We start from the raw sequence: 24,281 nt of genomic DNA, 5'->3' as shown, positions 1-24,281 counted from the left end.
GAGAGCAGTCCTTCACGACGGCATGACAAGACGACGGCAACCGGGGCAAGCCGGTGCCACCTCTCTACCGTACAGGAACACATGAACAAACATTCATGCGTGCCTGTCCGTAGGATGGTGAGCATGGGCCACGGAGCTGACGCCAACACCACCGCCACCGCACGCGAGCGCCTGGAATCCGTTGGTGCCGCCGATGTGGCCACCACCCTCCAGGCCCTGGCCACGCCTTCGCGGCTGAGGATCCTGGCCCGCCTGCAGGAGGGGCCGTGCGCGGCCACGGAACTGGCCGATGCCGTCGGAATGGAGCAGTCCGCCTGCTCCCACCAGCTGCGCCTACTGCGCAATCTCGGCCTGGTCACCGGTGAGCGTCAGGGCAGGTCGGTCGTTTACGCGCTCTACGACAACCACGTCGCCGAGCTCCTGGAACAGGCCCTGTATCACGTCGAGCACCTACGGCTGGGGCTGCGCGACGTCCCCGAGCCCGCTGTCGGCTGAGCGGCCGGGACCGCGCCGCCCTGTTCCCAGTCGCCGGTGGGGTCGGTCGGCGGCCCGGGACGCGGATGGAACGGAAACGTCCCGGCCGTGGGGTAGCTCCGGGTGCCACGGATGTCGATGGCGGCCTATCCGGTCGTGGTCCCCACCACGGACAGACCGATTATCGCGATGGATTGAGGGTGCAGCACCTTGCGGGCGTAGTTGACCCCTACGACCAGTGGTTCGAGGGGGAACGTCAGAGCCGAGAAGTCTGACGACTCGTAAACACCAAGACAGTTGTGCGCCTTTGTGCCGCCGCTGATATCAATGTGTTGCTTCGAGTCGCTGGGTTCCTGGATGCGTTGTCGTCCGTACGGGGTGCGCTTGGAGGCAGTTGCCAGGGACTTCGCTCCCTGGCAGACCGTGTACAGGTACTTCACCTGGTGGCATGACGACGGGCACGGTCGGACGAATCCACGACGCCCTGTGGAGGAAGGTTCGTGAGGCTCCCTTCCCGTGCCTGATCGGGTGGCGTTGGCAGGCATCATCTACGTGCTGCGCAAGGGAGTGGCCTGGCGTGACGTTCCTGTCCGGGTGGTGGGCTGTTCCGGCATCACCGGCCGACGCCGACTGCGGGACTGGACCGAGGCCGGAGTCTGGCCGACCCTGCATCATGCCCTGCTGACCGAACTGCGGCCTGCAGACGCGCTGGACATGGACGACTGCGCAGTCGACGGCTCCCACGTCCGGGCGCTCAACGGGGGGACCACGTCGGGCCTTCGCCCGTCACCCGCGGGCGACCGGGATCCAAGCATCACGTGATCGTGGATCGCCAGGGGACACCGCTCGCGGTCTCGCTGGCCGGCGCAAACCGTCACGACGTCACACAGGTCATTCCACTGCTCGACGCGATCCCTCGCATAGCGGACTGCGGAGCCGCCCGCGGAACCGGCCCAAGCGGATATTCGCCGATCGGGGCTACGACTTCGACAAGTACCGCCGCCTGCTGTGGAAGCGCGGCATCAAGCCACTCATCGCCAGGCGAGGTGTCGCCCATGGCTCCGGCCTGGGGAAGACCCGGTGGGTGGTCGAGCGTACCTTTGCCTGGCTCCACCAGTTCAAGCGCCTGCGCATCCGCTATGAACGCAGCGCCGGCCTCCACCACGGGCTCCTGCAACTGGCATGCTGCATCATTTGTCTCCGCCGACTGCCGGCATCGTCCCGGATGGATCAGTAGGGTCGTTGGCGTGCGTGATGTACGGGTGGTTCTGATCGGCGGGACGTCGAATGTTGGCAAGTCGACCGTTGCCCAAGTGGTGGCGGAGAAGCTCGGGTTCGAGTGCCTGAGCACTGACCGGCTGGCCCGGCACCCTGGGCGACCCTGGAGAACCCCGGAGTGGGAGGTGCCGGCGCACGTCGCCGAGCACTACGGATCACTCACGGTGGACGAACTGATCACGTCTGTTCTCGGCCACTACGATGGACTGTGGCCCCGCATCGAAGAGCTGATCACGGCCCGGGCGACCGAGGACCGCGGCAGAACGGGCCTGATTCTGGAGGGGTCGGCACTCTGGCCCGTCCGCGTCGCGAGGCTGCAGATCCCGCGCACGGCCGCCGTGTGGCTCACCACCGACGACTCCGTAGTACGCGCCCGCGTGCACGCGGCGGGCTGCTATGAAGCAGCCACAGACGAGGAACAGGTCCTGATGGACAAGTTCCTGGCCCGCACTGAGCGCTACCAGACACTCATGATCGATGCCATCGACAGGCTGGGCCTGGATCGCATCGACGCGGGAGGCGGACAGTCCGCCACAGAACTGGCTGACATCGTGCTCGCAGCAGCCGACGCGCAGACCGCGGTGGGACGGTCATCCTGCGGTCAGTGACCACTCGTGGCGGCTCACCTACGGCACATCCCCACGCCAAGCTCCCCACCAGCTCATATTGAAACGATCAGTAATTCAGCTGAGGCCGCTTGAGGGTGCTGTTCGGACGTGACCAGTGTTACTGCCGGCCCAGCGGGGGGCGGGGATAGGCGTGGTCGCAGTGGCTCACCCGGTGGTTGGAGGAGAGGGCGAGTCGGCCGCTTTGGACCGAGCCGCGAGCCTGACTCTGGAGGGTCACGTCAGGTCGTGCTCCGGCCCTCCCGCTCGGGGGATCCGTGCGGGTAGTCGGTGGGGAGCCATTCGCCGACGCTGAACAGGCGGCTGCGGAGCAGGTCACTGTCGGGTTTCAGGAGGCGGCTCGGGGTGTGCTCGTCCAGGTCGAGCCAGGATCGCACCATGCGGTCGTCTTCGGGCTGGTTGAGGTTGGCGATGACGCAGGTCAGTGCGCCCTGCAGGACGTGAGCGCCGACGGCGGGGGTCCACACCCCGAGAGTGACGGGGGCGAACAGGGCGACCCGGGTGATGATGTACCGGCTCTCCGGCACCGGGTCGTCCCAGTCGAGGTGGGTGTCCGCGAGGGGATACGGCGGGCCGGTGATCACCAGTCGTTCCAGCACGGTCCCGCGATCGTGCGCTTCGAGGGCGCACTGGGCCTGGCCGCACAGAAGCTCGAACGGGTTGCCGAGGAATCGGGCGAACAGGTCGAGGGGTTGGTATCGGTGGACGAATGCCGCGAAGTGGCCCTCGCTGGCTATCCCGGGGATGTCGTCGGGGGTTTCGGCCATGGTGAGCGGGCTTGTCCTTCCGCCGTGCGAGGGTGGAGGTCACCTGTGAGTGCCGTGGGACGGGGGTGGCCCTCGGCGACTCCCGCTGCGGCACCTTCTCACGCCTGATCATCATGGGCAACGCTGCCGGGAAGACACGGCTTGGCCCCCAGGAACAGACTTCCGCGTGTGGTACACCACCTGGCCAGCACTGCTGCAGATCTCAAACGCGGTCTGATAGATGCCGAGCCGTTGATTGACCTGCCCTTGGGGCTCGAGGAGTTACCGAGTTCCTTGCAGAAAGCCCCGGCGTTCACGCCGGGGATGAATGCATCTCAAGGCTGCTCTGACGTGCACCTTAGAGCGGACGTTTTTGCTGCTCGAAGTACTGGCGCACGATCGACAATGGTGCTCGGCCGCACGACGCGGAGAAGTATGAGGGCGACCTCAGGTGCCCGTGGATGAGATCGCGGTTGATCCGGCCGGTGAACTCCTCTTCGCAGCGTGTCAGCATCTCGTCGTTGAACACCTCACGCTGTACTTCGTCACGAAGACCAAGTGCACGTGCATCGTCGAATCGACGCGCCTGCCACGCCTGTAGTCATCCTGCACAATCCATGAGGCCAATCGTCATAAGGTCTCGTGTGTGCAGCTCCGTTACACCTACCGGGCCCATCCGGACGCGCTGCAGCGCCGTGCGTCGGCGCAGGCGTTCGGGTGTGCCCGGGTGGTGTGGAACGACTGCCTGCGCGACCGCGTCGACACCCACGACCTGCTGCGGCTGGACCATGTACGGCATCGTCATGTGATCCGCGATCGCCTGGTTGGCCGGGGCGACCGGCGCGGACGGATCCTGGCTGGGGGAGGCGCCTTGCGTACGGCAACGGCCCGTTGGTGCGCCGCGGCGGGCGAGACCTGCGGCAACGGCCGGTAAAAGCACTGCCCATCAATGCACAACCCGTTCGGCCGATATCACCGGTCGACATCAACGATGCCGAACGAGGGTGACAACAGCGATTCGGAGGGAAGGCCCCATCAGCCACGAGGGCTCGTTTCGCGCGGTCGTGCCACCGCGGGTTCGAACTCCTGCAGCGGGTGTCGAAGGCCGGTACGCCCGTGGCCACGGCAATCCGCTTGCCCTGTGCACGAGTTGATGCCGACCATGGCGCATGGCCTTCCCCAATCATCCGGGCAAGCACGCCTTGCCGGCGCTCTTCCAGCCCCGCGACACTCTGCGCCACGCCCTTCGGCAGCAAGTGGTACCGGACGCCGTCGTGATGATGTACAGCGCCAGACTTCGACGTGAGGTCCTGGAACGATACGAATCACGACGCTTCGAAGCTTTCTTCGGCGAGTTCCACGTCGTGGAGGTGGCGAGCAAGCAAGTCGGTTTGTTGAGCGGATTCGGTATCGGCGGCCCGGCCGCCGCGTCCGTACTGGAGGAGGCCATCGCCGCGGGTGCCCGGCGCGTGGTGAGCATTGGTGGCGCTGGTGGGCTCTGCGTCGACCAGGTTCCTGGCGACGTGGTGGTCTGTGACCGGGCTGTACGGGATGAGGGCGTCTCGCACCACTACCTGGAGTCCGATCGCTACGTGCGGCCGCACGAGGAGCTGACAGCCGAGTTGATCGACATGCTCAAGAGGCGCGGACGCCGAGTGCAGGTGGGCGGCACTTGGACGACCGATGCGGTCTATCGGGAGACTCGCCAGGAAGTGCTGGCCTATCGGGCCGAAGGTGTGCTCACCGTCGAGATGGAAGCCGCATCCCTGGCAGCAGTGGCCCAGTACCGAGGCATCGCCTTCGCGACCGGCTTCGTCGTGATGGACTCGCTGGCTGAGGAGGCTTGGGAGCCAAAGGGGCTCGCCGACGCGGCTGCGTACGAGGCACTGAACGATTTGTTCGACTCGACAGTCGCCGTACTCGTCGCTGGCTGAGCCTCTACACGGCCAGGTGTCCCGCCGCGGGGGCTATTCGCGGACGTAGTGGCGTCATACCAGAGGTTCGACCTGACACTGGATTGCTCCGCTGGCCGCGGGCTCGCCCTTCTTGGCTTCGACCCGCAGAGCTATGATCGCCAGAGTGGATGACTCCTTGGTACCCCGAGCTCTGACCAGTGAAGCGCAGCTCCGAGAGCTGTACGCCGACCCCGGAGAGCGGGCGGTACGCAAAGAACTCGACCACATCGACGAGATGTCGCGCCGTCTCATTGCGGTCTCGCCCGTGGTGTTCGTCGCCACCAGTGATGCCGAGGGCCGCTGTGACGTGGCCCCTCGGGGCGGCACCCCCGGTTTCGTCACGGTCCTCGACGAGCGTCACGTCGTGATTCCGGACGCGACGGGGAACAACCGGCTCGACAGCTATCGCAACATCCTGGCCAACGGGCACGCCGGGCTCAACTTCGTCATCCCCGGCCGGGACACGACGCTTCGTGTCAACGGCGCAGCCTGGATCACGGCCGATGGGGACCTGCTTGCGCGGCTGACCCCGGTCGGCAAGCCGCCGAAGACTGCGCTGGTCGTGCGGGCCGACGAAGTCTACGTCCACTGCGCCAAGGCGTTCGTGCGGTCGAAGGTTTGGCGCCCCGAGGCATGGCCGCTCAAGGAGGAGCAGCCGACGCCGGCCGAGGTCGCTCTTGCTCATCAGCGCGACCCCGACTTGACCCTCGCCGAGGTCGAGCAGGATCAGCGCGACTCCCTTCTGCACCGGCTGGCCTGATATCGGTTCGCCGAGGCGACGCCCATCAGTGCCGAGTGTCCTGGTTGCCGGGCCCTGCCTGGGCCGTCCGAGGCGAACCGACGTCGACAAGCGACGACAGCCGGCCCCGGCATCGGCGCAGGCCTCGCGGGTAGCCAACTGACCCCTACGTTGTTCTGCGGGAGGTGGTGAGCTCTTCGTATGGTTCACCCGCCCACGGGTGTCGAGTGTGGCTTTAACTGATCTGCTGCTCGTAGCCAGAAGCGATTGGCTGCTCGGCGGCCCACGACGACTCGGCCCGTTCGTCTGCAGCACCGGGAGGGAGGCGAACCGCTACCCGCGGCAGGAAGTAGCCGACGAGGGGCCCCATGAATAGTGCGATAAGCACGGTTCCGACTCCGACAGTTCCCCCGAGAAGCCAGCCGGCGGTGGCGACGGTGATTTCGATGCCGGTGCGCACCGCCGCGATGGGTAGGCGGGTGAGCCGGACAAGCCCGGTCATGATGCCGTCGCGGGGGCCCGCTCCGAACTGTGCACCGAGGTAGAGCGCGTCGAAGAAGGCCAGTGCGATGAGGCCGAGTGCGAGGTATCCGATCTCAGCGAGTGTCCCTTGGGGGTGAGGGAGCACGGTGGCGGTGGCATCCGCGGCGAAGCCGACGATGGCCACGTTGAGGAGTGTGCCCAGGCCGGGCAGTTCCCGCAGAGGAATCCACAGGAGAAGCACAAGAAGCGAGATCAGGTTTGTCGTCCAGCCGAAGGAGATGCCAAGGGCCTCGGCGGTGCCCTCCGTGAGCACGTTCCAGCTGGCTGCTCCCAGACCGGACTGTACGAGTGTCATCACGGCGGCCCCGTACCCCACCAAGCCGAGCAAGAGCTGGGGGATGCGACGCACCTTTCGCCCCGCCTGAATTTGGGCGAAGGTGTTCATACGGTTCAGGGCGGGCTGGTCGTGGCCAGCCGGGATGGGGGTGCGTGCAACGGACGCAGGAGGTGCCATAAGGCAAGCCTGAGAGGCATCTGGACCTGGATTCCATAGCCAGATTGGTTAGGCTGGCTGGGTGAAAGTAACTTCGCACGTGGTGGCACGCATGCTGGGGACCTGGCAGGAAGGGCCCGGGCCGGCGCATCAACGCCTCTCCGACAGGCTGCGGCTGCTGGTCCTGGACGGCCGCCTCCCCCTCGGCTCTACCCTGCCCAGCGAGCGAGACCTGGCCACCGCCCTCTCCACCAGCAGAACCACCGTCGGCGCCGCATACCGCACTCTGGTCGAGCACGGATACCTGGCCACACGGGCGCGCGCCAAGGCGACCGTGCGGCTCCCCGATGACCCGCCCCCCGAGCGCCGGTCCGGCACGAATTCGGCGACCATCGACCTGTCCTTCGCGGCTCCCCCCGCGCCTGTCGAAATCCTCCACGCTGCGTTCGCAGCCGCTCTCGAACAGCTGCCACGACACTTCGAGCGGCACGGCTACGACCGAAACGGCACCGCAGAGCTGCGCGAAGCGGTGGCCCACTGGTATCAACGGCGCGGACTGCCCACGCCGCCCGATCACATCCTGATCACCAACGGCGCGCAGCACGCGCTTGCCCTCCTGGCGCGAACACTCCTGTCGCCACGCGACCAGGTCCTGATCGACCATCCGACCTACCCGCACGCGATCAGCACGTTCACCGAGGTGCGGGCTCGTCTTCTACCCGTCGCCGTGGCATCTTCAGGCTGGGATACGGCGCAACTCCACGCAGCGGGCCGAATCGCGACTCTGGCCTACCTGATACCTGACTTTCACAATCCGACAGGGCTGTGCATGCCTACGAGCGCCCGCCAAAGCCTCAAGCTCGCCTGTCCCACAGTCATCGACGAAACCATGACCGACCTGGCCCTGGACCGCGCAAGCCCGGACCCCTTCGCGATCCACATGCCGACCGCCATCAGCATCGGCTCGGTTTCCAAAAGCATCTGGGGCGGCCTGCGCATCGGCTGGATCCGCGCGACGCCCTCTCTCCTGGAACGCGTCCAACAGACCCGTCACGCCACAGACCTCGGCACCCCTGTCGTCGAGCAACTCGCCACAGCCATCCTCCTGGACGAGGACCAGACCCAGCGGCCCGGCACGCTCGAGCAACTGAGATCGCAACGCGACGTACTGCGCCAGGCACTTACCGAGGACCTGCCCGACCTCCACGTCCCTCAACCAGCCGGCGGCCTGACGCTATGGGCAACATTCCCCCAGCCCATCAGCTCACGGTTGGCCGCGATCGCGCCGGACTACGGAGTGACAATCGCAGCCGGACCGCGATTCGGGATCGGAGGCGCGTTCGAACGCAACATCCGACTTCCGTACACACTTCCTCAGGATCAGCTGACTCAAGCAATCCGCAGACTCGCACAGGCAGAACAGGCGCTCACCCGAGGCGCTACAGGAGCTCACAGCCCCGCACCCGTTGCATGAGCCTCGACACGTCATGACCCGGAGCAGCTTCCAAAACTGACGATCATCGTTGGCACCTGGGTCTCCCATCACCACGGAGATCTACACGTCGAAGTCGACGCCTCTCACCCCGCCGCTTGACCGTGAGGCCAAGCGGCGTCTGGCCGTTATACGCCCGCCGGAAGAGGTCACCGGGAACGGCACCGTGTCCTGCAGGTGCTTCGGGATCAGCCGGCAGGCCTACTACGCCTGGTATCGAGGGCGTCGAGGGCCTGCGCACACGCCCCAATGCGCCCACGGCGAGGGCCCCGGACCCGGATCTTCTTCAGCACCGGGACGAACTGCGGGCTGTCGGCTGCCTGCCCAGCGGTCAGGACGAACGCCGGCGGGCGGCACTTGCGGTCGGCGGCGAGGTGGACCTTGCCGGTCTGCCCGCCCCGCGAGCGTCCGAGGAGGGCGGCCTTCAGCCGGAGTTTTTGCTGGCACCGGATGCGCCGCCGCTCTTCCCGCTCGGGATCCACTTCGGCATCCAGTCCGTTCTGTCCTTCAGGGTCGTCCCCTTTGACCTGTTCTTTTTCTCCTCAGCGGCTGCCTCCTCCAGAGCGGCGAGCACGTCCTGGCCCAGGTGCATCCCGGCAGCGTCGTGGTGAGCGCGCGCGGTGGTGGAGTCGACGCTGACCAAGGACAAGTCCACCTCGCCCCGCTTCGCGGCTTCCGCGACCAGGCCCTCCAGTAGAGCCTCGAAGACACCCGCGTCACGCCACTGCCGGAAGCGGTTCGAAACGGTCGACCAGGCACCGAACTCCCGCGGTATCTCACGCAACTGCCCGCCGACCCTGAACCTCCAGACCACACCCTCGAACTGCTGCCGCAGCCCTCGGGGTACGGCCCGTACTGACCGATCGGCAAGTACGGCTCAACGAACTCCCATTCGTTGTCACTCAGTTGCGCCTCGTCATACAAGTCGGTCTACCAGTCTGTCCTGTGATAGCGAATCTCGTTCGGTTGCCACTGAACTTTGACCACCGGTACTCATCAGCCCCCTTGGAATCGATCATCTAGGCTGACGCGGTGACTGATGAGCAGGAGCGGGTGCAGCCGTCGGGAGTGTGGGCCACGGCGGTCGGGGTGGCCAGGGTGCGGGCGCTGGAGACCGAGCGGGAGAACGCGCTGTTCCGCGACCCACTGGCACAGGCCTTCGCCACCGCCGGTGGCCTATGGCCCTCCTCGCCGCCGCTGCCCGATGACGAGGCCGCGCGCCGCCGTCGACTGGCCGTGTCGTTCTCCATCGTCATCAGGACGAAGTTCCTCGACGACCTGTTGCAGCAGGCCTCCGCGTCCGGGGTCCGGCAGGTCGTGCTGCTCGGAGCCGGCATGGACAGCCGGGCCTTCCGGATGGACTGGCCCGAGGGCACCCGGCTGTTCGAGGTCGACACCGCCGCGCCACTGGACTTCAAGGCTTCGGTGCTGCGCCAGGAGCGGGCCGTCGCACGCTGCGAGCGGATCACCGTCGCGGTGGATCTGCGTGAGGACTGGCCAGGCGCGCTGGCCGCCGCAGGGCACGACCCGACCGTGCCGACCGCGTGGATCGCCGAAGGACTGCTGATCTATCTGCCCGAGGACGCGGTGGAACTGCTGCTGGCCCGGATCAGCGCGCAGTCGGCGGCAGGCAGCCGGATGGGGCTGACATTGGGCTCGCGCGGCGTGATTGAGCGCTTCGGCGCGGACGCCGTGCCGGGATCGGCGGCGTCCATGTGGGTCTCGGAGATGCCCGACGACCCGGTGGGCTGGCTGGCCGGGCACGGCTGGGAGGCCGACAGCCACACCCTGCGCGAGCGCGCTGCCGCCTACGGCCGCCCGATCAGCACCCCGCCGCAGCGCGAGGAGCGGCCCGGCGGACTGATCTCGGCGGTCCGCTGGTAAACACCTCCAGGCGGACCACCTTCAGTGGCAATCGGTCAAGGTCACTGTCACAGGACCCAGTCCAGCCCCACCGAGAGGGGCGAATCCCACAGATTGATCACGACTCGATACGCGCCCTAGCACGTCATTGGGCTTGTCAAGGACGTCAGTGCCCTGCGGGACCGTGACCCGCACCCACAGCTCTCCGTGAACCTCTGCCGGCGGCACCTTCAGGCTTGGCAGGGTCGTCCGTGCGCAGTCCGAGGCGAACCGACGTTGGCAGATGCCGGCAACTCAGGGGCAGTTGCATGCTGCGGCCGGGCTCGTCGGGGAAGGTCAGCTTGCCGACTTGGCGGGGCCGAGCCCGAACGCGGAGCGGTTCTCGTTGATGAACTCCTCGACCGTAACCAGCGGCTGGCCGGTGATGTTCGGGGCCGCGTCGCTGACGCCTGCCAGCAGCCCCTCCTGCTGGTCGATGATCATCGCCTCGAAGTGCTTGAGCTTGGCGGTGTCGTTCAGAAGACCGATCGACTCAAGGAACGTGCTTACGGTGATCTGCTCAAAGGGAAGGTCCTTGCCCAGCACCCGGCACACCTCGGCCGCGAGCTCCTGGTGGCTGTACTCCACCGGGCCGGTGAGCCTGTAGGTCTGGCCGGCGTGCTTCTCGGGCGAGGCGAAGATCTTGGCGGCGGTCAGTGCGACGTCACGGCCGGCGATCGGAGCGACGCGGCTGTCCCTGTTGAAGGGCATCGCGTAGCGGCCATTGCGGATGAACCCGGAGATGTAGAGGAGCCGCTGCGCGAAAACCGTGGGCCTCAGGTGAGTGGTCGGGACGCCGGACCAGTCGAAGACCTGCTCGGCCAGCCAGTGGTTCTGGGTGGTCTTGCTGCGCGCGACGGGACGCGACTGAAAATGCGACATGTTCACGATGAGCTCGAGCTTCTGCTCCTTCGCTGCCTGCGCGAACATGACGGCCGCCTCCACCAGGCCGTCCGCTACCGGGCAGTTGAAGTAGGCACGCTGGACCCCGTCCAGGGCCGCTCGCACGTCGCGGAGGTTGAGAAGGTCACCGAAGACGACCTCGGCACCCGCCTCGCGCAGTTCCGTGCCCGTGCGTCGTCCTTGCGGACCAGGGCGCGGAACACCGCCGCGTAGTCGACCTCCGGTTCCGACATGACTTTCTTGCCTTGCCTTGCCGCTGCCGCTGTCTGTCTTCCCACGATACGAGCGGAGTGTCACAGCTCGCGCGCCGGCGGGCGGACATCAGCAGCTCGCTTCAGCTGAGTCGCGCGGGTGGCCCGCGGTCCTTCAATCCCAGGCAGGACCGCAATCCAGCCGTGCCTCTTGCGCTCCCGATCCGAGGGGAGACGGCGGGGATTCACGGGAAACGGCAGCGCCGAGCGCACTCCGGCCCAGGCCAGCGCCTTGGCAAGTCAGCCCTCCATCTTGCATACCGCGTCTTCCGGGCTGGTGCACCGCCGATCAGGAGTAGCAGCCCTGGCTGAAGGCTGTACTCCTCGGGCCCGACGGTGAAGTCGTCCGGACAATCACGGCGCAGCTCCTCATACCGCACCACGAACACGTCGATGGCTTCATGAATTGTGCAGCTCAATGTCTCGCGGATCACCCTGATCGCAAACAGGATCCGATGATCGAGGATGTGGCGGTCCACGGGCATCGACGATGCTCCGACCGACCCCGTCGATGGACCCGACGTCCGGCGCCTTGGCGCGTGCCCCGCTGGCTCCGACGACAACCGGGGCCGCCCACCATGGACAGCCCCGAACGTCTTGGCACCGGTGCAGCTTCGCACTCGGACGTTACTGCGGTCGCGCCGCGGCCCGGACCTGGCGGACGACTTCCTGCACGCCCCCGTTCCAAGGGGTGCCGTGTCCCGGGAGGACCCATTTCGCCTGCAGCTCGCCGAGCCGGTCGAGCGACTCGAGTGCCTGGTCCCGATCATCGGTGAACGGTGCCGGCTGGGGACCGTGCTGTCCGGTCAGCACGTGCCGGGTCGTGAGGCCGTCGCCGACGAACACCGCGTCGACCGCGGGCACATGGACGGCGATGCTGCCGGGTGAGTGTCCGGGCATCCCCAGGATGCGGGGCGCGCCCGGCAGGTCGAGCACGTCGCCGTCGGCCACCTCCGACACCTCGGTCAGATACGTCGTGCGCAGGCCGCCCTTGCGGCTGGCGTACCAGAGAAAACCGGCCGTGGCGCCGATTTTCGCCTGGCCCCAGGTGTTCTTGACCTTCACCTCACCCCGTGCGCGCGCGGCATCGGCGCTGTGGACGAAGACCGGTACCCCGTACTCGCGACGGAGCCGTTCCGCGAAGCCGAGGTGGTCGGTGTCGCCATGGGTGAGCACGAGGCCGCGGATGTCGGCCGGGGTCCGGCCCAGGGCGGCGAGCTCGGCGGTCAGCTCGCCCCAGTGGCCGGCCATTCCGGCGTCCACGACCGTCACGCCGTCGTCGGTGACGACCAGGTAGACCGCCACGATGTCGTTGCCTATGCGATACAGCTGCTGATCGAGCTTCATGAACCTTCTCCTCGCCGAACCGGGAACGATGGCTACGATACATAGCCATCATGGCTATGGCCAATAGCTATGATGAAGACGACACCGCACCCGCCGGAAGGAGAAGGCATGCCGACGCCCGAACGCACCTCGCTCGAAGCCATCGTCGGAGCAGCCCGCGACATCCTGGAGTCGCAAGGGCTCGCGCAGCTGACGATGCAGGCCGTCGCCGACCGGGTCGGCGTTCGCGCCCCCTCGCTCTACAAACGCGTCCGCAACCGCGACGCGCTTGTCCTGCTCGTCACCGAGGAGACCCTCCTCGACCTGGAGAAACACCTCGACGCTGTACCGCCGGCCGCCGACCCCCGCAAGACTCTGGCCGACCTGCTTCGGGCCTTCCGCGCGTTCGCCCACGCCCGCCCGGCCGCCTACCACCTCATCTTCGCCGGCGCCCCGGGGCCGACCAGGCCCGATCCCGCCCGCCTGGCGCGCGCGGCGGCCCCCGTCCTGCAGATCGCCGCAGAACTGGCCGGCCCCGCCCAAGCCCTGGAAGCGGCCCGCACGATCACCGCCTGGGCGTACGGCTTCATCAGCATGGAGCTGGCCGACGCCTTCAACCTCGGCGGCGATGTCGACCGCGCCTACGAGTACGGACTGACCCACTTGGCGGCCGCCCTCACCGAAGGGGCCTGATGCCGACCGCTCGACCCTACTTCCCCCGGTCCGGGCCCTACGAGGTCTGCTGATCTTCCTTCACGACTCCGGAAGCGGACTCGGCCGGCTGCCGGCGGACCGCCGGGGCTCTCGACTCAGCGGTGCGTCACGGTTCTGCCCTCGCTGTACAGGCGTACCGCCACTTCAGCGGACTTGCGGGCGCCATTCGAAGAGGAGGATGGTCGCGTCGTCCCGCAGCTGGTTGCGCCGGCGGTCGAGGATGGCGTCGATGAGCAGTCGCAGCACCTCGGCCGGGCGCTGGCCGGCCGCGGAGGAGCGGATGATGAAGTCCGTGAACCGGTCGAGGCCGAACTCCACTCCGTTCGCGTCACGCGCCTCCACGACACCGTCCGTGTAGAGCAGGACCTGATCACCCCGCCTCAGCGTCGTCTCGTGAACTTCCCGTGCGCCCGGAGCGAACGGTCCGGCCAGGCCGAACGGGGGCTGCGGAGGACTGTCGAGCACGCCGTGGACCACCTGCTCGGCCCGGATCAGGAGCGGCGGCGGGTGCCCGCAGTTGACCCAGTGCAGCACCCCGGTCTCCGCGTCGAGCCGGCACAGCACGCCGGTGCAGAAATGGTCCGGTCGCCATCGGGCGAGCGACTGGTCGACGCACCTGACGATGTCCGTCAGGTCACCACCACCGCGCCGAGAGGTGCGCGCCGCCGCCATGACCACCGATGTGGCCAGTCCGGCGGCCAGATCGTGCCCCATGGAGTCGAGGATCATGGTGTGGAGGATGTTCTTGACGACCGAGTGATCGAAGGCGTCGCCGGCGATCTTGTACGCCGGTTCCAGGACCGCTGTTGAGACACATCTGCGACTGCCGACGGTGTGCGGTGGCAGGAAGGCCCGCAGCATCTCTGCCGGAAGTCGCATGGTCGTGGTGCGGGTGCGGGCGGCGAGCCAGTCGCTGTAGGTGCGCTTGGAGGTGACCAGCATGGCGAACAGATGGGCCAGCATCCGGCTGCGGCGCATCCGCACCCCATCGAGGGCGGCCGTCCGCAGCGCCAGTACACCGAGCCGCTCCGCACCGTCGACCAGAGGCATCCAGACGATCACGCCGCCGTCGGACTCGACCACTCGCGGGGAAACAGTGCGGTACGCCCAGCCCGCCGAGGAGCAGTCCACCGGCAGTGGTTCCAATGCCTCGTCGAGGGATATCAGCAGCTGTTGTTGCAGGTCGACGAGGTAGATCAGGGCGGAGTCCAGGCCGAGAGCTGTAGCGCACCGGTTCGCCAGGGCGGGCAGTTCGAACGGCAGAGCCGTCTGCGCCTCGATGATCAGCTCTTCCAGTCGACTCTCGTCGACGGCGGCGTCGGGGCCGGCGGACGCATGCGGTGGGTCCGACACGAGGATCACCTCTTCCGCGCCCAGTCTCACACCGAAACCCACCTCTCTCACGTCAAGCGTGATCGGAGCGGGGCGGCCGTGACGGGGGGCGCTTCGGTGCTCTACGTGGGGTGATGGGCGATCGGGTTCTACGAGAGGCAGGGGCGAGCCAGGGTAGTGGGGTGCCGATCACGGCTCGGCGCAGCATCCGCTCGCTGCCAAAATCGAACGTAGGGTCTATGTGGCGCAAGATCTCGGATGCCTTTGGCCTGGTCTGCTCCACCTCGAGCAGCCAGCGCCCGTGCCCGCACCCTCTCCGCAGGCGCCCGCACGCACGGGCAGATCCGGATTGCGCTTTGCGGGATGAGGTCGGTCAGCGCACCAGTTCGGCGGCCAAGACATCCATCAGGAGACCGTCGTGCCAGGTGCCGTCCGGGCCGCGCTCGTACTGTCGCATGATGCCGACCGGCTGGAAACCGACCTTCGTATAGCAGCGAATCGCAGGGGTGTTGTCGGCCGCAGGGTCGATGACCAGACGGTGGAACCCGTGGTCGTCGACGAGGTGGCAGGCGAGTGTGCGAACCGCGTCGGTGCCCAGACCGCGCCCATGCACCGCGGGATCGAGAATGATGTCGATACCTGCGTGGCGGTAGTCGGGATCCTCCTCGGAGTACCACTGGATCAAGCCGACCGTCTGCTGCTGGTAGAGGATGGTCAGAATGTCGACGCCGGGGTCGGCGAGATCGGCTGCGATGTCCGCTTCGAGGTCGTCTTCGACCCTCCACCGTGCGCGCACCTCGGGCGTGGCCCGAATGGCGGCCAAAGCGGGAATGTCCCCTGTGACGGTGGGGCGGAGGACGACGAAGGCGCCATGCAGCACGGTCATGGCCAGGAACACTAATCCACCAGGACGCCGGACGCAGGTCCCCGGCATTCTCGCCGTCAGGGACATCGATCACGGGTCAGAGACCCGGGACGGGACCCGCGCCGGATCGGAACTCCGGTCGGTCGGCCGGAGTTCCGATGCCGGGATGCCGTCAGATCACCGAGAGGCTGATCAGCCGGGCGTCGTTCTTCCCGCTCGCGTCGGTTGCCAGTGCCACGTAGCGCGCGGTGGCGTCCGTGGCGAGTTGTCGCGTCCGGCCGTGACCGGTGAGCCGTCCGGCCGGTGTGTAGCTGATGCCGTCGCTGCTGAGCTCCGCTGTCAGTGCGGGGAGCCGACCCCCCGTCCACTCCGTGCGGATACTGCGGATCGGGAGTTGGGCCCCGAGGTCGACGACCATGCGGCCATCGGATCCGGGAACCCATGCCGTCTCCGTATCACCGTCGACGGCGGCTGAGGGGTCCGACATTCCCGGCGGCAAGGGGTTGGTCGGGAAGACCGTACGGCCGAGAGCGAGGTCGCTCAGGGGGTAGGCGTCGGCGCGGCGCAGGGAGACGGTGGTGGTACGACCCGCGCGGACCACCGCCACTTCGTTGTCGCCCTGCCCGGCCACCTGGATACGACACGACGGGCCGGTGAGCCTGAGCGTGGCGCCGTCGACGACCTCCGCCACCAGGCCCACGGGCAATGAGCCGCCGGAGAGCGGTCGAAGCGTCAGCCGCGGCGGCAACAGGACGGCCGTAGCCGTATCCAGGGCCGCCTCGTAGGCACTGCCTTGCGCAGTCACTGTTTGGCGACCCTCGAAGAGCACGACGTGGGATCGGTCCTGCGGAAGGTCGACGCGCGTGGTGATCTTGCGGTCCGACAGGTTGAACAGGCTGAGATGGTCTTCCGTGAGAGCCACACGGACGGCGTCGTCCTGGGACTGCGGGACGGCGCCTTGGGCAAGTCTCCGCAGGGTGTCGGCGGAAGCGTTCGGGAGTCCCTCGACCAGGAGGGGAGCGGCCGGTCCATCGGACAGGACGACGGTGTCGTCGTAGACGGCGAGTTGCTGCGTTGCGCCGCGCACGATGACGCCGGCGCGGCCGTCGATGTCGAGCCACCCGCCCCGGCTGGCGACATCGGGTACGGGCCAGGAGACGAGATCCGACCACTGCTGCCCGTCGGCCGATCCCTGCACCGTGTAGGCGCGTCCGGCCGCAGCCTCCCAACGCAGGGTGACACGGTCCACGCCCTGCGTGGCGCCGAGGTCGACGGCGAGCCAGCTGTCCGCGCGGGGCCGGTCGCCACGTGAGACCGCCCATCGGGTCGTGGCGTTCCCGTCCACGGCCAGCGCCGGCTCTTTGCCCGAGTCGAAGGAGGAGGCGGTGGCCGTCCCACCCTGGGCGAGGTCGGCGCCGCCCGCCCCGCCGCGCGCCTCGAAGGCGTACAGCGAATAGCCGTAGGTCGGGTCGGGCCTGACGCCGAGCATGCGCAGATGCCGCACCTCGGTGCGCGCGAACGTCAGCTCGTCCACACGTGGCGTGGTGGCCGACGGACGGGCGTCCTGTGCGGTGACGGTGGCGGTGCCCTCGGCGAAGCGGTAGGTGCGCGAGCCGGTCAGGCCCGCTATGCCCGGCATGGTGAGGTTGTGCACCTCGAGATGCCCCTCGCCTGCGCCGATACCAGTGGTTGCGTAGACGACAGCGCCCGAGGGCAGGGTGGTGAGACCTGCGTACCCCGAACCGAGCCGCAGCACGGTGGCGCTGCCGTGGAACCCGTCGCGGAGCCTCGTATAGGTCCGCACCTGGCGGCTCGTCACCTGCGCGGTGACCGTCGGCAGGAACATCGGGGTCGATCCGCTGAGCCGGAACAGCCAGTCGTCGTGGGCCGGTTGCCACGCGAACTTCACGAATCCCGGTTTGGTGACGGCCCCGGCCCAAGCGGCGGTCGATTGGTGTGACACCAGACCCGGTCCGGTACCGAAGTCGGTGACTCCCGAGGCCTGCCGGAACAGTTCGTCCTGAGACAGAGGCCGGACCGTGCGGTGCTGTCCCGCCGCCCACAGGTGCAGCAGATAGCTGATGGCCAGCTCGGCGCGTGCTTCCGGCTCGTACTTCGGCTCGCCCGAGAATTTGGCCAGCCGGTACTCCGGCGGGTACTTCTGATAGGCCTCCAACCGTTCCGCCAGGGCCACCTCGGCCCGCGCTGCCGCTCGGTCGCCACCCACCTGAGCGAGGAACGCCAGCGGGATGACGTCTCGGCCGTAGAGGTGCTCGCGGTCGTTGACCATGGGCATCAGCGGCTCGCCCGCGTCACTCATCACTCCCAGGAGTGTGCGCCACAGCGGGTCGGCGTTCGGCTGGTTGGTGAGCACCTGCGGCAAGGGGCGCCCCGCGGTGATGAAATGCGCGGCGTTACGGCCCGATGTACGCCACAGTTCTTCCTGGTAGTGCGGCCCGAAGGAGCCGTGGTTCTCGACGATGAAGGTGTCGTACAGGTTTCGGGCCGTGTTGGCGGACACGGATCTGCCGTCGACGCGGGCCGGGTTCGCGAGGTCCGCCTGAGGCAGGCCGGCCTCGTTGCGCGACCAGGTGCCGAACGCGGCTTCCCAGTCCGCGTGCCGCGGATCGTCGGCCGCCCAGGCCAAACCGGGTGCAAGGGACTGGGCGTAGACACCCATCTCCTCGAGCTTGGTGTCGCCCTGATAGCCGCCGGTCAGACCGTTGGGAGTCCAACTGCCGGAGTTCGGGTCATTGCCCGTCCCCAACTTCGTCGTGTAAGCGGCCTGTTCACGAGCAATGGTGTCGACGTTGGCACGGGTCGCCTCGTCGAGGTCGGTCCACAACAGGCGGGCAGCCAGTACGAAGTACAACTGGAAGGTGGTGTCGAAGAACAGCGTGCGGCCCCACTGCGTGCCACCGGTAAGCCGGTTGGACGCGGCGAAGTGCTGGATCGTGGCTATGGTTCGGGTCCTCAGCGTCTGCTCGTCCACTCCGGCGCGATCACCGTCGTAGGAACCGTGGGTGAGCAGGACGGCGTTCCCGAGTACGACCGCGAAACCGAAGTCCTTGTCCGTGTAGTAGCCGCGGGCTTGGTCCCATTGCGTTTCGGACCAGTGCGTGTGGTTCAGCAGAACGCGGTAGTAGGTCTCCGCCACCTCGTCGGGCACCGCGCTCGACTGCTCCTCGGCGAGGGCGTTGCCGGTGCCGAGGGTGACGGGGACGGTCGCGAGGGCGGCGGAGGCGCCGACGAGTTGGATGAAACGACGGCGGTCGATCTGCAGGGGTCCGTGTGGCACTCTCGACGCCTTTCTGCCCGGGTAAGACAACGTTGTCAGGGGACGGCGGCAATTCTTCGTCCGTATTTGTCGACGCGTCAAGGGGTGTGACGGGGGTGATCACGAGGCACTGCCAGGACGTCGGGCCGAAGCACTCGCGCCCCGTGCGGCCTGCGGTGGGGGAGTGAAAGGCCCGGAGACGGGTCGGACGACCCGAGGCGATCATCGTCGTGTCGACTGCTTCGGGGCCACCCGGATCGATCTCCCGGACGGTGGACTGAGGGTGTGCGTCGGGTCCGGTGATCTCGAGGTGGCAGCCTGGGTGCGAGGGCCGTGCCCGGATCCATGCCGACCGGCAATTGGGGCTGACGGCATGGGCAAGGTCCGGTTCGGTGATCCGGCTTCCGTTCTGTCGAGCGTCGATGGGCAGCCAACCGAGCCGCTGAGTAAGGAAGTTCAAGCCGCCGCTGCGAGATGGCGGCGATCGCCTCGGGAGTCACTGCCAATGCGGCACGATGAGCGTGGCCTTGCCGTCAAGTGCACTCCAACTCCTAGGCTGAGGCTTACAACCCGCCCTCATCTGAGACGGAGCACCGATATGCGCTATCGAGTCCTCGGCAAGACCGGTATCGAGGTCAGCACCCACTGCCTTGGCACGATGATGTTCGGTGCCGTCGGCAACCCCGACCACGAGGACAGCGCACGCATCATCCACACAGCGCTCGACGCCGGTATCAACTTCGTGGACACCGCCGACATGTACTCGGCCGGCGAATGCGAGGAGATCGTCGGCAAGGCGCTCAAGGGCAGACGTGACGACGTCGTGCTCGCCACGAAGGTGCACTTTCCGCTGGGGGAGGGGCGCAATCGCAGCGGCAATTCACGCAGCTGGATCCTCAAGGCCGTCGAGGACAGCCTGCGGCGGCTGGACACGGACTGGATCGACCTCTACCAGGTGCATCGTCCTGACCACACCACCGACATCGAGGAAACGCTGTCCGTCCTCAGCGACCTGGTGCGGGCAGGCAAGATCCGGACGTTCGGCTGCTCCACGTTCCCAGCCGAGGACCTCGTCGAGGCTCACCACGTCGCGGAGCGGCGCGGACTGATGCGGCTGCGCACGGAGCAGCCGCCGTACTCGATTCTTGCGCGCGGGATCGAACGGTCGGTGCTGCCCACCGCGCAGCGCCTGGGCATGGGAGTGCTGACCTGGTCACCACTCGCCTCGGGATTTCTGTCCGGCGCCTACCGTGAGGGCTGGCCCGTCGACCTCAGCACCGGCCGGGCCAAGCTCACTCCGCACCGATTCGACCCCGCCATCCCTGGCAACGCCGCGAAGCTCGCGGCCGTCGAGCGGCTTGTCGCTCTTGCCGAGGAGGTGGGCTGCACGCTGCCGGAACTGGCTGTTGCCTTCCCGTTGGTGCACCCGGCCGTCACATCGGTGATCACCGGTCCGCGCACGATGGAGCAGCTCACCTCTCTTCTCAAGGGAGCCGATCTGCTGCTTGACGACGAGGTGCTCGACCGCATCGACGAGATCGTGGCGCCCGGCACGGATCTCTATCAGGCCGACGGCGCGTGGAAGCCGCCGTCGCTGACGGAACGCACTTGGCGCAGGCGCCCGGCCGGGGAGCGGAAGGCCGCCGACTGAGCTTCTCGTTCGAGGGACCGGGTATCACGGGCATGGCGACGGTGTAAGGCGGTCGTGTGTCTGGGTCGGCCGAACCACCCGCGTCGGCCGGACCATGCCACCCGCAGGGAGGGCGTTGTCCGCGCTCCCCGTGCCTGACGGTGGCCCGGCATAAGGGTATTCGGGCCACCGGGCAGGTCTACGTGTCGCGCAACCATCCGCCCGTGCACGCACCTCCGAAGGGCCGCGGCAGTCATTCTCTCCCGCAGTGCGCTTTGTACGACGTTACGGCATCCTCTGTCGCAAGTGGTCCTTTCAACCCGCCCAGGCCGAGGACCCGGAACGTGAAAAGCTCGAAGGGCCTCGTGTGCCCCTGGGCCGCGGCCCGTCCACGGGTTCGATATTCTCCGTGATGCCAGCGACTTCCATTGATCAATGAAATGGGTGAGCTCCGGGAGGGCCAAGATGGTGTTCGACGGGTTGCCGCGAGGATCAGTGCCCAGGCTGGAACGCCCGGAACCGCTGCGTGAGCGCGTGTACGAGGCGCTGTTGGAGCTGATCAGCTCAGGTTCACTGCAGCCTGGCCGGCACTTGGTGGAGGGCGAGCTCGCGGGTCTCCTCGGGGTGTCCCGGCAGCCCGTCCGCGAGGCGCTGCAGCGGCTGAACACCGAGGGGTGGGTGGACCTTCGCCCCGCCCAGGGCGCCTTCGTCCACGAGCCGACCGGTGATGAGACCGACCAACTCTTCGTCGTCCGTGCCCTGCTGGAGACCGAGGCGGCGCGACTGGCCGCGGTGGGCCCTTGTGACGAAGGGCTGGAACGACTGGACGAGTTGTGCGCGACGGGTGAGGCGGCGGTCGCCGCCCGGGATGTGGACGCGGTGGTGATCGCGAACGCCACCTTCCATGCCTGCGTCATGGAACTCGCCGGGAACGCGGTGCTCGCGGAACTGGCGGCTCATGTCGAGCGAAGGGTCCGCCGGTACTACACGCCCATCGCACGCCAGGCGTGGGTGGAACACCGTGAACTGATCGCGGCCATCGCCGACCGCGACGACGCACGCGCGCAGCTGGTGATGCACGCTCACACGGCGAACGCCAGGACGCGCTTTCCGGCGATGCCGATTAGTTGACGTAGCTTTCGGTAAGCGCCCCCCCCGAAGGCCGAAGGCGCGATGCCAGGACGTGGCGGCTCACGGCCACCGCATGATCCCCGGGGGCACAGCCCCCGGCGACCAAGCGGTGGCCGTTGCGTTCCCTGCCGGCTGGACTCCGGCTACGACCTGCTGGGTCGGAGCCTCAGAAGGTCAGGCTCCAGCGCTGGAGATGGCCCGGGTCCCAGGAGCTGTAGATGCCCGGGGTGCCGTCGGTGACGCGCAGCTTCCAGGTTCCGACCTTCGTGACCGCCGAGGCGTCGACCGTGTAGGTCTCGTGCAGCTCGGGCACGGGCTGCCAGCCCGGTCCCCAGGGCTTGACGGGAATGACGGTGCCGTCTGGGCCGATCAGGTCGATGATCATGAAGTTGCTGAACTGGTGGTCGAGGTCGACCGCGACCTTGAGGTCACTCGGGGCATTGCCCGGCTTCCCCTGGACGATGAGTGGGGACTCGGCCTTGCTCTCAAAGGGGATCAGATATGTGCTGGGGTTGACGAAGAAGTGTCCACCGGACTTGAGAGAGGTCCAGGTGAACGCGAGCTTCCGAGTGTCTCCGGCCGCATCTCGGATGACGATGACGGTTTTGTAGTCCCCGGCCTTCTTGGGCGTACCGGTGATCAGGCCGGTGGTGTGGTTGATCGACAGGCCCTTGGGCAGCTTCTTGGCGGAGTAGGTCAGCGGCCCCGGCCGGGTGCTGGAGGCGCTGAACTGGCGACTGACCGGCTGGCCGACAGCCACCGGCTCGGTCGGCGGCGGCTCCACGGCGATGTGATTGACGAAACGGTTTCCGACGTTGACGGCCGCCCATGCGTTGGCAACGGCCTCGTAGGCGCTGCTTTGCGAGCCGTAGAGGTCGGCGGCGGCCTGGAGCGTCGCGGTCCGGGCGCCCGCGTAGTCGGTGGTGCTGGTCATGTAGACGGTGAGGGCGCGGTACACCACGTCGGCGGCGCCGGTCCGTCCGATGCCCGCCACCGGCAGCTTGTCGTATGTGGGGCTGTCGTAGTTCACGCCGTTGATGGTCTTCTGCCCGCTGCCCTCGGCAAGCAGGTAGAAGAAGTGGTCGCCCACTCCGGCCACCATGTGTGGTTCTTGCGACTTCGCCTGCGGCGTCCAGTAGTCGAGCGGTGCGTAGCCGACGGAGCTGATGCCGGCCTTCGAGGGGCGGTCCATGTAGCGGATGGGCTTGCCGTCGCCGTGCAGGTTGTCGAGCTCGGCCATCGTGTAGTCCGGCACGTCGTTCGGGTTGTCGGCGTAGAACTCGACCGCGGCGGCCATCATGTCGCTGATCGCCTCGTTGAGGCCCGGTGATTCACCGAAGTCGCCCAGCCCGGCGGTGGAGGAGGTTACGCCGTGCGTCATCTCGTGGGCGGCGATGTCCAGGGACGTCACCGGATGCTGTCCGTCCGCGCCGTCGCCGTAGCTCATGCAGAAGCAGCCGTCCTGCCAGTTGGCGTTGGCGAGGGGGACCCCTTGCTGCGATTCGTAGTGGACTCGGGAGGAGCTGCCGCGCCCGTCGTCGGCTATGCCGTTGCGGCCGAAGCGGTCGTTGTAGAAGTCCCACGTCGTTTGCGCGCCGTATGCCGCGTCCACCGCCGCGGTCTGGGGATTCGCCACTGTTCCGTCGCCCCAGACATCGTTGTCAGCAGTGAACAGAACCCCATTGGAGTTGACGCTCGAGTCGAGGGTCCGGTGACCGCCGTGCTGCGGGTCGATCAGGGCGTAGGTGCCGTCATCCTGGCGAGTGGAGCCGATCGTGACCTGTCCGCTGTAAAGGCTGTTGCCCTGCGCGGACTCCACGTGTTCGGCGTTCTCCAGGGTGGAACCGCTCGCGGCGTCGGTCACGACGTGACGTTCGCTGGGGGAACCGTCCTGCTGTACGCCGGTGACGACCGTCTCCCAGGCCAGCTTCGGCCTGCCGCCCATCATCCAGACGACCTGTCTCGGGGCCGCGTGTGAGCCCGCTCTGCGGGTGCCCTTCTCCGTTGCCTTGCTCAGGGCCGACTTCTTCGCCGTGGCGGCCGGCACCTTGGCCGTGGTCGTCGGCAGGGTCAGCTTCGCCGCGGTGGCGTAGGTGACGGTGTGGGTCCCGTGCTGCTGATGGACCACCAGGTCACCGCCGATCACGGGCAGTCCGGCGTAGGTTCGCTCGTAACGGGTGTGAACCGTCCCGTCGGCGTCCTGGATGACGTCCTTCGGGATCAGTTTCTCGTGAGGGCCGAGATTCAGTGAACGGGCGGTGTCCGGTGCCGCGTTGGCCGCCTGGTCGAGCAGCCGTCGACGCTGAGCGGGCGAAAGGTGAACAGTCCCGGCGTCAGGCCTGGTTGTCGCCTTGATCTGAGGGAGCGCTCCCACCGTCCGAGTGTTCCCCGGTGCATTGGAAGTGGCGGCGGCGCCGGCCGAGGCGGGCAGTGCCGAGAACGAGAGTGCTGCGGCCGTGATCACCACGGTCGCGGCCAGACGCCGTCGGGGTCGGTGCGAACCCTGTGGGGGCGCAGCCCTGTTGCTGGAGGAAATCAATCCCGGATCCTTCCGTTCGGCCGTCTGTCGATGTCGACGGCCGCCGATACAAGGAGGCTGGAGGCCACAGTGCCTCCGACTGCGGATTGCAGCGGGAGTGATCGTGACAGCAGGAACTGCCTCTG

18 protein-coding genes and 4 pseudogenes are annotated in these 24,281 nt (G+C 67.5%); 12 read left to right on the top strand and 10 right to left on the bottom strand.

Translation table 11 applies throughout. The features are described 5' to 3' along the window. Positions 1-123: 123 nt before the first annotated feature. The 3 genes and pseudogenes from ADL25_RS38475 (at position 124) to ADL25_RS38465 (ending at position 2,360) form a co-directional block, all read left to right on the top strand. A complete protein-coding gene (locus ADL25_RS38475) occupies positions 124-495 on the top strand; it encodes an ArsR/SmtB family transcription factor (protein WP_059132735.1) in 372 nt (123 codons plus the stop codon). 483 nt (positions 496-978) lie between these two features. Continuing rightward, positions 979-1,711 (top strand): annotated as a pseudogene (locus ADL25_RS47275) (IS5 family transposase); the annotation flags it as partial. Positions 1,712-1,736: 25 nt separating this feature from the next. Continuing rightward, positions 1,737-2,360, top strand: coding sequence for a hypothetical protein (locus tag ADL25_RS38465; RefSeq protein WP_059132559.1), 624 nt, complete (start codon positions 1,737-1,739; stop codon positions 2,358-2,360). Between the two features lie 239 nt (positions 2,361-2,599). Here ADL25_RS38465 and ADL25_RS38460 read toward each other — a convergent pair whose 3' ends face one another. Beyond that, a complete protein-coding gene (locus ADL25_RS38460; RefSeq protein ID WP_059132558.1) occupies positions 2,600-3,145 on the bottom strand; it encodes a hypothetical protein in 546 nt (181 codons plus the stop codon). A 337-nt stretch (positions 3,146-3,482) separates the two neighbouring features. Continuing rightward, a pseudogene (locus tag ADL25_RS52445) lies at positions 3,483-3,694 on the bottom strand (hypothetical protein). 76 nt (positions 3,695-3,770) lie between these two features. Between ADL25_RS52445 and ADL25_RS52440 the strand changes: the two are divergent. The 3 genes from ADL25_RS52440 (at position 3,771) to ADL25_RS38440 (ending at position 5,839) form a co-directional block, all read left to right on the top strand. Then, positions 3,771-4,058 carry a helix-turn-helix domain-containing protein gene (locus ADL25_RS52440; protein ID WP_059132557.1) on the top strand — a complete coding sequence of 96 codons (288 nt, stop codon included), beginning with the start codon at positions 3,771-3,773 and terminating at the stop codon, positions 4,056-4,058. Between the two features lie 235 nt (positions 4,059-4,293). Continuing rightward, the gene (locus tag ADL25_RS38445; protein ID WP_063805825.1) at positions 4,294-5,058 is read left to right on the top strand and encodes a nucleoside phosphorylase; all 765 of its coding nucleotides are present in this window, start codon (positions 4,294-4,296) and stop codon (positions 5,056-5,058) included. A gap of 133 nt (positions 5,059-5,191) precedes the next feature. Continuing rightward, entirely contained in the window at positions 5,192-5,839 is a 648-nt protein-coding gene (locus ADL25_RS38440; RefSeq protein ID WP_059132556.1) for an MSMEG_1061 family FMN-dependent PPOX-type flavoprotein, read from the top strand. A 214-nt stretch (positions 5,840-6,053) separates the two neighbouring features. Here ADL25_RS38440 and ADL25_RS38435 read toward each other — a convergent pair whose 3' ends face one another. Then, the gene (locus tag ADL25_RS38435) at positions 6,054-6,746 is read right to left on the bottom strand and encodes a YczE/YyaS/YitT family protein (RefSeq protein ID WP_063805824.1); all 693 of its coding nucleotides are present in this window, start codon (positions 6,744-6,746) and stop codon (positions 6,054-6,056) included. 130 nt (positions 6,747-6,876) lie between these two features. Between ADL25_RS38435 and ADL25_RS38430 the strand changes: the two genes are divergently transcribed. Further along, complete coding sequence (locus ADL25_RS38430) at positions 6,877-8,268, top strand: PLP-dependent aminotransferase family protein (protein WP_059132555.1); 1,392 nt, start codon at positions 6,877-6,879, stop codon at positions 8,266-8,268. 79 nt (positions 8,269-8,347) lie between these two features. Beyond that, positions 8,348-8,540: pseudogene (locus ADL25_RS52435) on the top strand (IS481 family transposase); the annotation flags it as partial. Here the strand turns inward: ADL25_RS52435 and ADL25_RS51155 are convergent. Continuing rightward, positions 8,523-9,210 (bottom strand): annotated as a pseudogene (locus ADL25_RS51155) (transposase); the annotation flags it as partial. The pseudogenes ADL25_RS52435 and ADL25_RS51155 sit on opposite strands and share 18 nt — an antisense overlap. A 108-nt stretch (positions 9,211-9,318) precedes the next feature. Here ADL25_RS51155 and ADL25_RS38420 point away from each other — a divergent pair. Then, on the top strand, positions 9,319-10,170 hold the full coding sequence (locus tag ADL25_RS38420; RefSeq protein WP_107116821.1) for a class I SAM-dependent methyltransferase: 852 nt from the start codon (positions 9,319-9,321) through the stop codon (positions 10,168-10,170). Between the two features lie 315 nt (positions 10,171-10,485). Here ADL25_RS38420 and ADL25_RS38415 read toward each other — a convergent pair whose 3' ends face one another. Beyond that, positions 10,486-11,388, bottom strand: a complete 903-nt coding sequence (locus ADL25_RS38415; RefSeq protein WP_199839285.1) for an NmrA family NAD(P)-binding protein — start codon at positions 11,386-11,388, stop codon at positions 10,486-10,488. Positions 11,389-11,969: 581 nt separating this feature from the next. Then, positions 11,970-12,689: an MBL fold metallo-hydrolase gene (locus tag ADL25_RS38410; RefSeq protein WP_059132552.1), complete on the bottom strand. Its 720-nt coding sequence runs from the start codon at positions 12,687-12,689 to the stop codon at positions 11,970-11,972. A gap of 108 nt (positions 12,690-12,797) precedes the next feature. On the opposite strand from ADL25_RS38410, the gene ADL25_RS38405 reads away from it, so the two are divergent. After that, positions 12,798-13,361 carry a TetR/AcrR family transcriptional regulator gene (locus ADL25_RS38405; protein ID WP_059132551.1) on the top strand — a complete coding sequence of 188 codons (564 nt, stop codon included), beginning with the start codon at positions 12,798-12,800 and terminating at the stop codon, positions 13,359-13,361. A 165-nt stretch (positions 13,362-13,526) separates the two neighbouring features. Here ADL25_RS38405 and ADL25_RS38400 read toward each other — a convergent pair whose 3' ends face one another. The 3 genes from ADL25_RS38400 to ADL25_RS38390 form a co-directional block, all read right to left on the bottom strand. Then, on the bottom strand, positions 13,527-14,765 hold the full coding sequence (locus tag ADL25_RS38400; protein ID WP_079050894.1) for a PP2C family protein-serine/threonine phosphatase: 1,239 nt from the start codon (positions 14,763-14,765) through the stop codon (positions 13,527-13,529). Between the two features lie 322 nt (positions 14,766-15,087). Continuing rightward, a complete protein-coding gene (locus ADL25_RS38395; protein WP_059132732.1) occupies positions 15,088-15,600 on the bottom strand; it encodes a GNAT family N-acetyltransferase in 513 nt (170 codons plus the stop codon). A 151-nt stretch (positions 15,601-15,751) separates the two neighbouring features. Next, the gene (locus ADL25_RS38390; protein ID WP_059132550.1) at positions 15,752-18,877 is read right to left on the bottom strand and encodes a discoidin domain-containing protein; all 3,126 of its coding nucleotides are present in this window, start codon (positions 18,875-18,877) and stop codon (positions 15,752-15,754) included. Positions 18,878-19,454: 577 nt separating this feature from the next. On the opposite strand from ADL25_RS38390, the gene ADL25_RS38385 reads away from it, so the two are divergent. Both ADL25_RS38385 and ADL25_RS38380 read left to right on the top strand, forming a co-directional pair. Then, entirely contained in the window at positions 19,455-20,507 is a 1,053-nt protein-coding gene (locus tag ADL25_RS38385) for an aldo/keto reductase (RefSeq protein WP_059132549.1), read from the top strand. Positions 20,508-20,951: 444 nt separating this feature from the next. After that, on the top strand, positions 20,952-21,617 hold the full coding sequence (locus ADL25_RS38380; protein ID WP_059132548.1) for a GntR family transcriptional regulator: 666 nt from the start codon (positions 20,952-20,954) through the stop codon (positions 21,615-21,617). 166 nt (positions 21,618-21,783) lie between these two features. Here ADL25_RS38380 and ADL25_RS38375 read toward each other — a convergent pair whose 3' ends face one another. Continuing rightward, complete coding sequence (locus ADL25_RS38375; protein WP_234381207.1) at positions 21,784-23,991, bottom strand: M4 family metallopeptidase; 2,208 nt, start codon at positions 23,989-23,991, stop codon at positions 21,784-21,786. Positions 23,992-24,281: the final 290 nt, after the last annotated feature.

Origin of the sequence: Streptomyces sp. NRRL F-5122 (assembly GCF_001507435.1) — a bacterium.
In the GTDB taxonomy this organism is placed as follows: Bacteria; Actinomycetota; Actinomycetes; order Streptomycetales; family Streptomycetaceae; genus Streptomyces; species Streptomyces lannensis.
Note: the sequence above shows the minus strand (reverse complement) of the source record. Positions and strands in the feature narration are given on the sequence as shown.